This window comes from Nostoc paludosum FACHB-159, assembly GCF_014698835.1.
Lineage (GTDB): Bacteria > Cyanobacteriota > Cyanobacteriia > Cyanobacteriales > Nostocaceae > Nostoc > Nostoc paludosum.
The window spans coordinates 34,514-49,077 of the sequence record NZ_JACJTU010000050.1; the positions used below are offsets into that span (position 1 = coordinate 34,514).

The following is a 14,564-nucleotide window of genomic DNA, read 5'->3' on the forward strand; positions in this document are numbered from 1 at the left end:
TGGGATTTTTGGGTGATTGACTCGTTTGAAAATAGAGAGTATGGATTAGTCAGACAGCGCTAAATATCCGCTTCGATACCTAAATTGAATCGGGAACTATAACGTTTGTTTTGAACTCAAAAATGAATATGATAAGTAAGTACAAAATTATGCTAAAAATACTATATTTTCTACTGTATTATTACTGCGATCGCTTAAATATTCTAAAAATTAAAATTTAGACGTAAGTTCTAAATTGAAATACCTCTAATTTCCATATCTAAATTAGTCAACGTATTGTCAGATTAACTTTTTAACATTAAAGTTCTTACAACTAAAATCTAGTAAAGCTAATTATGTAATTTTCTGAAGATAAAAAATTGATAAACCCGGTTGAGTAAAATCAACTGGGTATACTTGTTTTATTGACGCAGCGCTGTACTAGTAAGTAATGAAATGACTAGCGTTTAACGTTGATGCTTGAATTCCAGTTAACAAAGCAAGGTTTTCGTCAGTGGCAGTAACTTTAATCAACGTATCATTGATGCTCTGAGTAATAGATAAACCTGAGAAAGTCAAACCACCTGATAAAGCAATCAAATCTTCACTAATGTTGAAATCTTTGATAGTATCTCTACCCTCACCCTTGGCAAGCACAAAGATATCATTACCTGCACCACCTGTAACATTATCAGCACCCAAACCGCCATAAAGTTGGTCGTTTCCGTCACCACCAACAATGACATCATTACCAGCAAAGCCAAAAATCAGATCGTTTGAGCTAGTTCCCTGTAACAGGTTATCAGCCTTGGATGAACCAGTGATAATACTACTAACTTGATTGCCACTCTTAATATTGACGACATCAATATCAAGAGGATTCACATTGTTATATTTGACATCACTACTAACTGCTGCGCCAGTGATGATTTGGTAAGCAATATTGTCATCTGCAACGCCATCATTAACACCTATAACTGTGAGGGTTTGGGCTATATTCCAGTTAGCTGCGGTAAAGGTAACACTAGAAACTGAAACAGTACCTTCATTCACATTGGAACTACTCAAACTTAAGGTGACATCAGCAGTCGGCTGGCTAGTGAGTTGAATACTGAAGTTAGCTGTAGCACCAGCTTCGTTAGTTACTAGGCCATTAACGGGTAATATACTGAAACCCGCTACATCGTTGTCAGTAATAGTCGCATTAGCTTGGTTATCAGCAATGGTGGCATTAGTGGCATTAGTGAGATTGACAAAAAAGCGTTCGCTGGCTTCGTTAAAAGAATCGTTGAGAATGGGTACAGCGATTGTTTGAGTGGTAACTCCAGGGTTGAAAGTCAGCGTTCCTGTAACTGGGGTGTAATCAACGTTAGCGATCGCACTATCATTACTAGTGTTGTAATCGACTGTAATTACGTCACTGCTAGCATTAGAGAGTTTGACAGTCAAAACAACATTGCCGCTGTCTTCCTTACCGCTTTTATCTACGATGGAGATGGTGGGTTGGATGTCATCGTTAACTATGGTAACTGTGCCTGGTGCGATCGCAACTGTTTGGTTGGGGTAACTCAGATTCAGATTAATGGTTTCGTCAACTTCAGTGGCCTTTTCGCCGACAACATTTAATGTAATAGTCTTTGTTGTCTCCCCAGCGGCGAATTTTACAATCCCAGACGAACTACCTGTGGCACCTGCAACTTTAATACTGTTGTAATCACTCTTAAAAGTTGCTGTGCCACCGAAAGCATAATTTACACTACTAGCAATGCTAGTATCACCACTACGGGTAACGGTGAAAGTGACAGTTTTGGTACCACTATTACCTTCAGTCACAGTTGGGGTAGCAGTTGAAATGGCGTAATTGATATTAGCAGCAGGAGCAAAGTTAGTGCTTCCAATGTGATTTAGCGGTTGAGTAGCAAAGCTCCCAGGTGATGTGTTAGCAGCAGTACCTAATGTCAAATTTGGTGCTGTGCCAGTGACTACACTTGCTACCCAATCCGAGGCTGTTGAACCTGTGGTATTACCTGAACGCCCTACATATCCAGCGATAAATGAGGTGTTGACGACTGTAGCATTTGTTGGGACTGAACCGCTAGAACCCTTTCTAAATACAATCGAGCTGTATGCTTTGTCTGTGGTTCCTCCATCTAGAACCCCAACTGAATCCAGCACAGTCCAATTTGAGTAGACAGTACCATCAGCAATACCATTGTTATCCGAGTCAATATCACTAGTCAGGGTGGGTGCAGTATTAGTTTGAATCAGGAAAAAGCTAACAGACCCACTTTCGATATCAGTTGTTCCACCAGTGTGACGGATTGAACTTGAGGCTCCATTCCCCCATCCCGCTCCACTTCCAGTATTAGTTATTACATTTGCATCAGGGTTGACTGTATAACCATTACCTTTTTGCAGAAGAACTAGCAACCCATTAGTACCAAACTGCTTACCAGACAAATCAAAAATATCCTGAACGATACCAGGATTAGGGGAGCCGGAATCACCCTCAATCGCAACTAAATAAGTTCCAGCTGCTAGAGTTTCAGTGGGAGTACCACGCAGTTCAATATATTCTTTCGGGTTATCTGTACTGGGGGGATCAAAGAGAATTTCGTTAATCAGTGTCGGGATAAAGACATCATCATTAATGATGTCTAATTGAGCAGAACTGGTAATAATTGTTGAACTTTCCGGCGCATTTGTGAGATTGGGATTGCTGAGAGTAACAATAATATTTTCATCAACTTCAACTTTATACTCACCCAAAACATCGACTTTAATCGTCTTTGTTGTTTCCCCAACTCCAAAGTTTAAAGTCCCCGATGAAGCATTTCCGCCATTTGTAACTTGAATATTGTTATAATCACTGCCTAAAACTGCTGTACCGCTGAAGGCATAATCTACTGTACTCGCCACGCCAATACCACCACTGCGGGTGACGGTAAAGGTAACAGATTGAGTGCCGCTATTACCTTCAGTTAAAGTTGGGGTAGTGGTGGAAATTCCGTATTCAATCGCATCATTAGCAGCAATATTTATAGTAGTTTGAGCGATCGCCCCGGCAACAGCCCCCGTGATTGTACCAAAATTCAGTACAAGGGTTTCCGTATTCTCTGGTAAATCGTCTGGTTGAATGGGTAAAATTATTGTTTTAGTTAAATTTGAACCTGTTGCCCCTGCGCTAAAAGTAAGGCTATTAGGTGAAAATACGTAATCGTTGCCACTGCTAGCAGTGCTACTGTTGTTAATGATAATGGGAACTGTGACATCAGTTTCGGGAGTCACGTCTAAAGTAACGGTAATAATTACCTCAGTAACAGCACTACCTTCTGTAGTGTTGTAGGTAGCAGCACCAAAGTTAACTTTTACAGGTGCAGTAGTATTAAGCGGTATTGAAACATTACTGGAGCCTGAATTAGCTGTTACAAAGTCCAAGTCGTTGTCTTTGTCAAAGTCAGCCACTGCTAGGGAAGTGGGATTAATTCCCACGTCAAAGTTTTTGGCAGTCCCAAAACCACCACTACCATTGCCCAACAGCACTGAAACTTTGTTGGAGCCAGAGTTAGCCACCGCTAAGTCCAAGTTGCCGTCTTTGTCGAAGTCCCCTACTATCACCGAAGCAGGATTGCTTCCTACGGTAAAATTACTGGCAGCCCCAAAGCCACCGCTACCATTGCCCAACAACACTGAAATTGTGTTAGAGCCATAGTTAGCAACTGCTAAGTCAGAGTTGCCATCTTTATTAAAGTCCCCCACTGTCACGGAATAAGGGTTGCTTCCCACGCCAAAATTGCTAGCAGCCCCAAAGCTACCAGCCCCATTGCCCAACAACACCGAAATGTTGTTGGAGCCATAGTTAGCCACTGCTAAATCAGAGTTGCGATCGTTGTTGAAGTCTCCTACTGTCACCGAATAAGGATTGTTTCCCACAATGAAACTAGCAGCAATGTTGAAACGACCACTGCCATTACCAAACAACACTGAAATGTTGTTGGAGCCAGAGTTAGCCACCGCTAAGTCAGAGTTGCCGTCTTTGTTAAAGTCTCCCACTGTCACGGAATAAGGATATTTTCCAACAATAAAGCTTGTGGCAGCCCCAAAACCGCCATTGCCATTACCCAACAACAGCGAAACTTGGTCCAAGCCATAGTTAGCTACTGCTAAATCAGAGTTGTTGTCATTATTAAAGTCTCCCACTGTCACGGAAATGGGACTACTTCCCACACTAAAGCTTGTGGCAGCTCCAAAACCACCACTACCATTACCCAACAACACTGAAACTTTGCCCAAGCTATAGTTAGCTACTGCTAAATCAGAGTTGCCGTCATTATTGAAGTCCCCCACTGTTACGGAACGGGCATCGTTTCCGGCATCAAAGTTGCTGGCAGTTGCAAATGATAAGGGTAAAATTGAGCTGTAAGCCATCCTTACTTCTGGTGTCAAGGCTAAATCTGACTCAATGGAACCAACCTTCACTTCTAAATCCCAGTCACCACCCAACTCGGCACTACCAGTGATGTCATCAGAAGCTGCCACATCTGCGCTTGTGATTTGGCTCAAAAGTTGCAAAAAAGTTTGATCTCCAGATGCTACATTGCAACCGTAGAGCAGAATGTCAGCATCGTGTGTTAAATAAGTTCTCCACTGTTGCAATTGATTGCTGTAGAAATTCAAATTGTTGGCATTAAGTTGAGTTGCCCCTAGTTGCAAACTTCCTGCACTGCCGTGGGAGATAATTTGAACTGATTGATATTCTCCACCTTGTAAGGCTTGAGTGATTTGTTCTACCCCATCTTTATTTGAGTCAAGGATTACTACACTAGTCCCTGGTTGAATGCCAGCAATCAAGTTTTCATAGTCTATAACTGCTCGATCGATAAAAATAATATTTTGATTTGGCATCTGTAATTCCTCTGTAAAGTTCCTTGGGATTTTAGAAGTTTTGTAATTCTTGTTAGCCGATAAAACTTGGGAACTCGAAAATGATGGATTTAGCCACGCAACACTAAATAGGAAGCAAATGCTTAAACATACGCTTCCATAGGTAAATAAAATAGATAATTTAACCTCTTTTTATGGAGGTAAAAAAAAAGTCTAATACAGTAACTCAGGACAAAATTATGCTAAAAAAATCATAATTACTACAGTATTATTACTGTAATAACCCAGTGTATGAGTAAAAGGCTTAGCTGTAATCATTGATGGATGTGGGAATACCTCGACTATTAGCGATCGCCACATTCACAACATCATACAAATTGATAAAAAATGTCTTGCCAACTTCAAATTGTTTATCACTTATTATACAAAAGCTAATAATTTTCAAGGGGTCGCCAATATTAAAAATGACTAGCTAATGTCAAGATCCGATTTACATATTTTTACTGTTTGATTAATAATTCTGGTGCTACCAATCCTTTTTGGATAGCTAAGACTGCGGCTTGAGTGCGATCGCGTACTTCTAGTTTCTGTAAAATAGCATGGACATGAACTCGCACTGTACCAGGGGCAATGTAGAGAATTTCTGCAATTTCTTGATTGCTTTTGCCAGCTGCTACCAGTGCCAAAATTTCTTGTTCGCGCTTTGTTAAGGGATTTTCTATGGTTTCTTCAGTTTTTGTAGATAGTACCATCGTAGAATTACCCTCAAAAGCTGCCCTAATTTCTGTTGTTGCTGTTTGATCCCACCAAGAAGCCCCCGCTGCAACCGATCGCACTGCTAAAATCAGAGACTCAGCTGGAATACCTTTAAGGCAATAACCTTGTGCCCCAGCAGCAATTAAGCGTGAAATTAGAGGTTTTTCGGAACGAGACGTTAAAACCAAAATTGGTAAATTTGGGTGTTTCTGCTTAATTTGACGGCAAGCCTCAATCCCCCCAATTCCCGGCAAACCGATATCCAGCAAAACCAAATCCAGAGGATATTGATTGGCTAATTCTACAGCTTGTTCTCCATCTTCTGCCTCTGCAACAATCTCCAAACTAGTCTCTTGTTGCAACCGCATCCGCAAACCAAGCCGAAATAATTCATCATCTTCAACAAGTAAGATTTTTGTCATTTGTCATTTGTCCTTGGGCATGGGGCATGGGGCATTGGGCATTGGGAGTGCTGACTGTTGACTCAGAAGTAAGGAGGAAGATTTATTCTCCTTGTCTCCCTTGCCTCCTTTGCCTGTTAATTCCCCGGTGGTGGACAAGCAGGGAGTCGGAAACCAAACACAGCACCTCGTGGTAACCGATTCTCTGCCCAAATTGTACCTCCATGAGCTGTAATAATTTGCCTGGTTAAATAAAGCCCTAGTCCCGATCCACAGACGTGGCGATCGCTATGTCCTTGATAAAATCTTTCAAATAAGTGGGGTAACTCTTCTTCGGTAAAGCCGGAACCTGTGTCGAGTATTTTTACCACTTGCTCGCTAGCATAACTTTCAAATACTACTTCTACCTTACCGCCACGGGGAGTATGGTTAATGCCATTACTCAATAGATTGGTAAAAACTCGCCCCAGTTGCAATGAATCGCCGTTTACCCAAAAAAAGCTGCGAAAATCTGATTCACCATAGTGCAGAGAAATATAAACCTGACGTGTTTTTGCTAGTTCCATCAGAGTAGCTATTACTTCTTCTGCCACAGTTACTAAGTTGATAGGCGATCTCTGTAGTTTCAGCCCTTCGGCATCGTTGCGGTAGACATCTAAAAGAGTTTGAACTAATTGCAACGTACTGCGATGACTACGAGCCATTGTTTGCAAGACTTTTGATTGCGTTGGGGTGACTTCACCAAATTGCTGATTTTGAAAATATTGCAGCGTTTCAATTGCTCCCAGTAAAGGAGTTTTCAAGTCATGAGTGAGGGTAGAAATAAAATCTTCACGCATTGCAGCTAGTTGTTCTTGGGAGCGTAATTGTGCTTGAGTATGAGCGATCGCTTCTTCATTGCGGCGGTTGCGTTCGCTTAAAGTCGCAGTTACCACTAACGCCAAGACTGCAATTAACCTATTTGCCAAGGTTGGAGGATTAATTATTTCTTTTCCTGGAACAAACAAATTTAATAATGTTAATCCTGTAGCCGCAAGGGTGACCCCGACTACTGCTCCTCGATTTAATCGAGAATCTGCTAATAAAATAGTCGCTGTATAGAGGTAGCCGAATACGTACTCAGGCGGTGTTATGTATTCTAAGACTATGACTATGATAAAGGCGATCGCTATTAGCAAATATGTCTTAGCACGCTCTTTAATTGCTTTTTTTATAGTCAATAATCGACTTAACATAATTTTTAATCATTACGAGTAATGCTAAAAAAGTATCAATTAATTTATTTTTTATATTTTTAACAAAATCATGAATCTGAATTTAGTTACTCCATAAGTCACAAACATTTTTTCAATCACTATTAATATTACGGCTATCTTTGATTTTAAATAACTCTCTACTTTTCTAAAAAACTGATTCTATATTTTAGTAAATACACAATTAATTGAGTTTTTATTAATCATATAATTTCAAAAATCAAAGGTATTGCTATATTTTGGAGCTTGAATTTTGGTTATTAATTAAGGTAGTTATGTTTCCACGTTGAAAAACCTAAAAACATAGCTACCTTTTGCTTTCAAGATAACTACCTTTCTTTTGGTGAGGAGTTGAGGAAAATGTTAACCTTCAGACTCCTCTGAAATAGGCTCAGATTCAGTTTCAACTTCTTTTTCCACCTTAGTTGGAGGTTTAACGGGTTTTGGACCGCGCATTAGTGCAGGATTAACAGGTGGTCTGTTTTCATCTGCAAACGATCCTTTTTTCCCTTTACCAGACGAGCGATTGCGATCGGGTTTTGAGCTTTTGGGGTTGGATTCAACAGGAGGTGTGGAATCCAATTTTTCCACATTATTGTCAGTATTTGCTTGGGCCTGACGTTCTGATTTTTTGATTGGGCGTTCTACCATTGTTTCTTTTGATAAATTTACAACCCCTTCAGGGTAGGGAGCAGATAACAGGGAACAGGGATTGAAAACTTTAGTTGTAAGTATAAATCCTACTTTCAAAAAAATGTTTTTCTAGAGGCGCAGCCTTTGGGAAAAACGCCGTCTTTCTTCAATCCAATGCCACGTTTTTAAGTGTGGGTTTCCCTGTTGCCTGTTGCATGTTAACCGTTGCCTCTGAAAGAATTCATCAACTACCTGAAAAAGCATTCACAACAAATCAGCAATAAATTTACTAAATGTAGTAATGAGTGCGTTATTAATAGCGTAACGTACTCTATTACCACTACTCAACAAAATTAGGTCGTGCCTGTTGTGTTGATTTCAACTTTGACTCTAAAACTGCCCAATTTTCCTGCTCAATTAAGTTAGTCAATTCATCGAGATTGTGGCGATACTGGTGCAGCGATCGCAACAATGCTTGACGATTATACCGCGCCATCATAATCCCCAACTCTGGATTCCCACCACCCACACGGCTGGTATCCCGAAAACCCGAACTAGCTAGCTTTTGGGCTAATTGCAGAACCTCTGGGTCAGTTTCACTCAAACAAGCAGCAATTAACGAGGAACTAACCATCACGGGTAAATGAGAAATCCAACTCACAGCCCGGTCATGTTGTTCTGGTTGACAATGGTAGATATTAGCCCCTAGCGATCGCACTATTTCTTCGACAATTGTAATTGCAGTGGTTGGTGTTGTACTAAGAGGTGTAAGTACATAAGGTTTATTAACAAATAAATCCCGTTGTGCAGCTTCTATCCCACTGTCTGCTGTTCCCGCCATTGGATGACCACCGATAAAATTATCCCAAAGGGGAGAAATCGCTTCAACTATTTGTGCTTTCGCCGAACCCACGTCAGTCACAACCGTAGTGGGAGACAAATAAGGAATTAATTGAGTAAATTGGGGCACAATAAGTGCTAAAGGCGTACAAATAAATACAACTTCTGCGGCTGCCAATAGGCTCAGATCGACTGATGCGGCATCGGCGCAGCCAAGGGCTACTGCCTTTTGGCAGGTGGATTCCCGGCGGCTAACCCCTAAGATATGATGCCCTTGCGATCGCAAATCAAAACCCAAAGATCCGCCAATTAGTCCCAGTCCTAAAATCCCAATATTCATTCTTTAATTTTGACATTTTATTTTTTCCGACTTTACAACTATATAAAGTTGGCATCCCAGAGGTAGCATCGATGACTGTAGAGGAATTGCTGGAACAATACGCGGTAGGAGTCTTAAACTTTAGCGGTATTGAACTGTCTGAAGCTAATCTGAGTGGCGCTAAACTCAGTGGCGTAAATCTGAGCGATGCTAATTTGAGTATTGTGAACTTGAGTGGTGCTAATCTCAATGAAGCTAACTTGAGCAATGCCAAGTTGAATGTAGCAAGATTGAGCGGTGTAAATCTATGCAGCGCCATCCTGAACAACGCCAGTCTCAATGTAGCTAATTTGATTAGAGCAGATCTTAGCCGCGCTCAACTCAAGGGAGCTTCCCTCATCCGTGCCGAATTAATTCGCGCCGATCTCAGTCGTGCTGACTTGTCCCAAGCTAACCTCACCAGCGCCGATCTGCGAGAGGGGACTCTGCGCCAAGCGAATCTCCGTAACGCTAACTTGAGCGAAGCTGTGTTGAGAGGCGCTTCCCTCACAGGAGCCAACTTAGAAACAGCTAACTTAAACGCAGCTGACCTAAGTCGTTGTGACATTACCGGCGCGAATTTACGAGATGCTGAACTCAGACAAGCAAATCTTAGCCATGCTAACCTCAGCGGTGCAGATTTGAGTGGGGCAAACCTGAGGTGGGCGGATTTGAGCGGGGCGAACCTGAGGTGGGCAGATTTGAGCGGGGCAAAATTGAGCGGCGCAAATTTAATTGGTGCAGATTTAAGCAATGCCAATTTAACGAATACGAGTTTAGTACATGCGAATTTAACTCAAGCAAAATTAATTAGGGCGGAATGGATTGGTGCTGACTTAACCGGAGCAACTTTAACCGGTGCAAAACTTTATGCTACTTCTAGATTTGGTTTAAAAACCGAAGGCATGACTTGTGAATGGGTTGACCTCAGTCCCACAGGCGATCGCTCAATTATCCAAAAGTTTCATTCCGACGATTCACGAGATTTTTTTAACGAAACGCCCCCAACAATTCGGATTATTATTGATGCAGCCCTAGAACACGAAGCTAACTTTGCTCTTGCTGGTGCCTACTACCAAATTGCTCAAGAATACCGAGGACTAAAACAACCCCCAAGTCTGGAAAGTGGTCGTCGCCGCACTATTTTTACCTTCCGTGTAGATAGCGACGAAGCATTATTCCCCACCGCTTATATTGCAATTCTTCCCTTTATAGATGCGGTATCTACCCAAAAGAATATTTCCCAAATGGTGGAAATGATTAATACTGAAGTTGTAACAAAACCAGATTTAAAATCTTTTAAATCTCCACATATGGTAACACAATTAAATATGCTTTTAGAGCAAGCTATTAGTAAAGCTACAACAATCAAAGAAATGAAAAAAAATTTAGAAGTAGCTGCTAAGCTAAATTTTTGTAAAGCTCCAAGCCAAATAATTTTAACAAACTCTAGCGCCCAAACTTTGATTGTGCATGACAATCCCAACTTTGGTAAAAGATTTATTAATCGGTCTTCTCTGAACACTTCAGTTTATGATGATAAATCTAGCGAATCAGCAAAATATATATTACCTTCGTTAAACATGGTTCTAGATTTTGTTAAAGGGTTTCACTATATTAGTCATTAGTTATTGAAAATTGGTCATCTGGCATTGGGCATGGGGCATTAGATATTAAGTATTAGTTATTAGTGGACAGATGAGCAATAACTAATGACTAATGGCCAATGATTAATGACCAATGACTAATGATAAAATTCTGGAGGGAAAAATGCGCGACTCATTGAATAGAATGATTGGTCGAACTCGCTATGTGGTCTTTCGCCTATTTTTACACTTAGGAGGAGGTGAAGTAGCGCCAGTTTTGGGAGTATTAAATAGTGGTGCCCGCGATGCGATCGATGCTGATGGAGACTTAGAAGTTTTGGGACAAGGATTGGTAGAAATCTGCGAGACTCTACTGCGATATGATGAGTATTGGCTTTCAGCTTCCAATCAAGGTGACATATTTTGGGACGAAGGTGAAGCAGCAGATTATGTAGATCAATTATTTACTGATTCTGCCCAAAGATTTCTCAGTCAACCAGATCAAAGTTCTGCCTCTGGGTTTGATGAACCTTTATCTGTACCTGTAACTCGCAACGTAATTGTGATGATTACAGTAGCTTATGAAGGAGAAGTACCAGACTTGGAAACCGACCTTTCTAACGTTCAGGCGCTAAAAGAAGCTTTGAAAGCCTTAATCAATTTGCATTACCAGCGTAAATTGCAGGAAATTTATGTGCATTTCGCCCCAGCGCAGTTAGGCGATGAACTCACTAGCGATCAGATGTTGCAACATTACCCAGAATTGATCCCTTTGTAATTTGTTGGGTAGTCTCTACTTACTGCTCAATCGAGAAATTGTTAAGCTCGGAGATAGGACAATAATGCAATGATCATGACGATAGTACGTAAATTTACAGTCGTTTTTTTAGCACTGAGTTTGTGTTTGACAACTGTTGCTTGCGGAGGCGGAGAGCAAGCTAGCCCCCCAGCTAAGAACGTTAGCCAAACCTCGACTAACACCAAATTGAGTGATGGTCAGTATCAAATTCAACAAGTTACTTACGACGATGCAACTGGGCAGTACAGCCTCTTTTTACTCAACAACACGCCGCCAACCTTTGCAACTGAAAATTTGCAAATGGCACGGCTAACTGATGACGAAATTAAGCAGGGTAAAAAAACTTATCTAAAGGTAGAAAATGGACAGCCAATTTTATATCTCACAGAAGATTTTAAAATTGCCTACGTCCACAATGTTACCGAGAACAAAACTAATCCGGAAACAGGAAGACAAGAAACGGTGGTAGTCCGCCAAGAAAATAGCTTTTGGACACCATTTGCCGCGTCTGTGGCTGGTAACTTAGCGGGCCAAGCCATTGGTAGTCTATTGTTCAGACCCCAGTACTATGTGCCCCCTGTTTATCAACCAGGAGGACTGGCTGGCTTCGGTGGATATGGTAGCAACTATGACCAAGCAGTTCAAAGCTATCGAACTCGCTATAACGAACCACCAGCAGCGGTAAGGAATCGCACTGCTTTCCGCACTACAGGGGCAATTAGAAGGTCATATCCTGATAGTTCAAATGTACGCACTACACCCCGCGCGAATACTGGTAGCCGCTCAACAGGTTCCGGTTATGGTGGCGGCGTCTTAAGACGCTCCGGTAGCCCTACAAGGACTAGAACCAGTCCTAGTAGTGGTAGTTTTGGTAGTGGGCGTAGTTCAGCACCCCGCCGCTCGACTGGTTTTGGCAGCAGACGGCGCTAAGCATAGTTAGGAGTTTTAAGTGCTGAGCTTGAGTTGAATTAAATACTAGATAATAAAAAGGCAAAAGTGTTTTACTTTTGCCTTTTTTGCAAAAATATAGGCGATATCTTGAATTACCAAAAATATACTCGATATGTTTAATAGAATGATTGGTCAAACTCGCTATGTGGTCTCTCGGTTATTTTTGCACTTAGGGGGGAGTGGGGTAGCACCAATTTTGAAAGTATTAAATAGTGCTGCTTGGGATGCAATTAATTCTGATGGCGATTTAGAAGTTTTAGGAAAAATATTGGTAGAAATCTGCAAATCTCTACTTCGATACGATGAATATTGGCTATCTGTTGCCAATGAAGGAGACGTATTTTGGAATGAAGGTGAGGCAGGAGATTACGTCAATTATTTATTTACTGACTCTGAGCAAAGATATCTCAGCGAGCTAGATTACAGTTCTCCCTCTGAATTCAATCAATCTTTAAACGTACCTATAACTGATAACGTAATTGTGATAATTGTAGTAGCTTATGAAGGAGAAGTACCAGAATTAGAAACCGACCTTTCTAACGTTCAAGCGTTAAAGGAAGGTTTAAAATACTTAATCAATTTGCACTATATGGATAAGTTTAGGGCAATTCAAGTACATTTTTCACCAGCACAGTTAGGCTATGAACTCACTAACGATCAGTTATTACAATATTATCCGGAATTAGTTTCTCTTCAGACTACTAAATCTGAATCTCTACTATCTAAGCCATCTCCTCAAGCTATTAATGAAGCTATCGAAGTTTTCTTATCTTATGCCCGTGAAGACGAAGCTTTGCTAGAAGAATTGGTTAAGCATCTTTCAATTTTACAACGTCAAAAAGTAATTAAGACTTGGTACGATCGCCAAGTCAGTGCAGGAGCAGAAACGAATGCTGAGATTGATGAACACTTCAATACAGCTAGGATAATTTTGCTACTGATTAGCGCTGATTTCTTGCGCTCCGATGATTGCTATAGTACTGTTGAACGGGCAATGAAACGTCATAAAGTTGGTGAAGCCCGTGTTATTCCTGTGATTCTCCGACCAGTTGATTATCAAGGTGCAGTGTTTACCAACCTCGAACCTCTGCCCGTAGATGGTAAGCCTGTTACCCAATGGACAAATCTTGATGCCGCCTTTGCTAATGTGGCTACAGGCATCCGAAAAGTAGTTGAAGAATTAGCCTCAAAAAATTTATAGGAGGTTTATACACTTACCTAAAAGCAATATTTTGGAATTGAGATTTCAGCTGAAACCAGACTTAAAGATTTTAATTTTTATTCAAGTTTATCAAATCCAATTTTGAAGCGATCGCACTAATTGAATTTTTGAAAAGCTTTCCTGTAGTGAATTGACAAAATTTAAATTTAATACTCAACTTTCGTCTTTCAAAATCTAGGGCAATAAGTTGATATTTATATAAATTTTACTATTAAATTATCTAAAAAATGGTTGATTTTAACCATGATAAAATACATAGTAAATTAGAGCAAAATTCCCGTTACACAAGATAAGTCAGATAATAAGAAATACTAAACACAAATATTGTTAAAACTACAGGAATTACTTTATTAATATCTATTTTATCTTTATTAAACATTTCTAAACAAGACATGAAAATCATCAAAGGCCAAAAGATAGTTGTTGTCAAAAACATCACTAAGGACAAAAATTTATCTTCTGGAGCAGAAGTGGGATGGCGTAGGGAAAATACTAACCAATTTGTTAAAAAATAGCACGTCATTAACAGGTAAGCAGTAGTTAAACTTAATTCTATCTGATTCACTCTGTGTACTCCTTGAGTTATATGAGATTCACCAAACATCGTCCGTACAATGTTATAACATACTTTTCTCAAGAGTCAGTCAGACTTTTATCTATTCTACATTGTGTAGTAATAAGAGTTTTAACAATTTTTTTTGTTAAAACTAATACGCTTGATTAAGCGAAAGTATTTAAAATAAAATGTGGCGATCGCTCATGCCTTTTCCCCTGGCACACATATTCATAAGTAATAGACTTATCCTTAATATAAATAGCATGAGATAATAAAAAGCTGGAGTAGAAATTATGTGGAAAGAATATGACAAGTCCTTTGGCAAGAATTGAATCGTATCCTCATG

General features: G+C 40.3%; 10 protein-coding genes and 1 pseudogene. 5 read left to right on the plus strand and 6 right to left on the minus strand.

All coding sequences use genetic code 11. The features are described from left to right. Nucleotides 1-420 precede the first annotated feature (420 nt). The 6 genes from H6H03_RS31625 to H6H03_RS31650 form a co-directional block, all read right to left on the minus strand. The gene (locus H6H03_RS31625; RefSeq protein WP_190958995.1) at nt 421-4,884 is read right to left on the minus strand and encodes a DUF4347 domain-containing protein; all 4,464 of its coding nucleotides are present in this window, start codon (nt 4,882-4,884) and stop codon (nt 421-423) included. Nucleotides 4,885-5,167: 283 nt separating this feature from the next. Then, nucleotides 5,168-5,308, minus strand: coding sequence for a hypothetical protein (locus H6H03_RS31630; RefSeq protein WP_190958996.1), 141 nt, complete (start codon nt 5,306-5,308; stop codon nt 5,168-5,170). A 55-nt stretch (nt 5,309-5,363) separates the two neighbouring features. Then, a complete protein-coding gene (locus H6H03_RS31635; RefSeq protein WP_190958997.1) occupies nt 5,364-6,041 on the minus strand; it encodes a response regulator transcription factor in 678 nt (225 codons plus the stop codon). A gap of 116 nt (nt 6,042-6,157) precedes the next feature. Beyond that, the gene (locus tag H6H03_RS31640) at nt 6,158-7,255 is read right to left on the minus strand and encodes a sensor histidine kinase (RefSeq protein ID WP_190958998.1); all 1,098 of its coding nucleotides are present in this window, start codon (nt 7,253-7,255) and stop codon (nt 6,158-6,160) included. A gap of 381 nt (nt 7,256-7,636) precedes the next feature. After that, nucleotides 7,637-8,023: a hypothetical protein gene (locus H6H03_RS31645; protein WP_242058082.1), complete on the minus strand. Its 387-nt coding sequence runs from the start codon at nt 8,021-8,023 to the stop codon at nt 7,637-7,639. A 223-nt stretch (nt 8,024-8,246) separates the two neighbouring features. Beyond that, entirely contained in the window at nt 8,247-9,086 is an 840-nt protein-coding gene (locus H6H03_RS31650) for a prephenate/arogenate dehydrogenase (protein WP_190958999.1), read from the minus strand. Between the two features lie 71 nt (nt 9,087-9,157). Between H6H03_RS31650 and H6H03_RS31655 the strand changes: the two genes are divergently transcribed. From H6H03_RS31655 to H6H03_RS40695, 5 genes and pseudogenes are all read left to right on the plus strand, one after another. Then, nucleotides 9,158-10,732, plus strand: coding sequence for a pentapeptide repeat-containing protein (locus tag H6H03_RS31655; protein WP_190959000.1), 1,575 nt, complete (start codon nt 9,158-9,160; stop codon nt 10,730-10,732). A 142-nt stretch (nt 10,733-10,874) separates the two neighbouring features. Next, nucleotides 10,875-11,468 (plus strand): DUF1517 domain-containing protein, encoded by a 594-nt coding sequence (locus tag H6H03_RS31660; RefSeq protein WP_190959005.1) that lies wholly within the window; start codon nt 10,875-10,877, stop codon nt 11,466-11,468. A gap of 69 nt (nt 11,469-11,537) precedes the next feature. Continuing rightward, nucleotides 11,538-12,419, plus strand: coding sequence for a hypothetical protein (locus tag H6H03_RS31665; RefSeq protein ID WP_190959001.1), 882 nt, complete (start codon nt 11,538-11,540; stop codon nt 12,417-12,419). Between the two features lie 124 nt (nt 12,420-12,543). Then, nucleotides 12,544-13,134: pseudogene (locus tag H6H03_RS40690) on the plus strand (DUF1517 domain-containing protein); the annotation flags it as partial. 60 nt (nt 13,135-13,194) lie between these two features. Beyond that, nucleotides 13,195-13,641 (plus strand): toll/interleukin-1 receptor domain-containing protein, encoded by a 447-nt coding sequence (locus H6H03_RS40695; protein WP_313931972.1) that lies wholly within the window; start codon nt 13,195-13,197, stop codon nt 13,639-13,641. The last annotated feature ends 923 nt before the right edge of the window (nt 13,642-14,564 follow it).

Bases quoted from the DNA above. Each gene is read 5' to 3' on its own strand.
- H6H03_RS31665 (WP_190959001.1), top strand. From the start codon at position 11,538: ATGATCATGACGATAGTACGTAAATTTACAGTCGTTTTTTTAGCACTG.
- H6H03_RS31640 (WP_190958998.1), bottom strand. From the start codon at position 7,255: ATGTTAAGTCGATTATTGACTATAAAAAAAGCAATTAAAGAGCGTGCT.
- H6H03_RS31625 (WP_190958995.1), bottom strand. From the start codon at position 4,884: ATGCCAAATCAAAATATTATTTTTATCGATCGAGCAGTTATAGACTAT.
- H6H03_RS31660 (WP_190959005.1), top strand. From the start codon at position 10,875: ATGCGCGACTCATTGAATAGAATGATTGGTCGAACTCGCTATGTGGTC.
- H6H03_RS31635 (WP_190958997.1), bottom strand. From the start codon at position 6,041: ATGACAAAAATCTTACTTGTTGAAGATGATGAATTATTTCGGCTTGGT.
- H6H03_RS31655 (WP_190959000.1), top strand. From the start codon at position 9,158: ATGACTGTAGAGGAATTGCTGGAACAATACGCGGTAGGAGTCTTAAAC.
- H6H03_RS31650 (WP_190958999.1), bottom strand. From the start codon at position 9,086: ATGAATATTGGGATTTTAGGACTGGGACTAATTGGCGGATCTTTGGGT.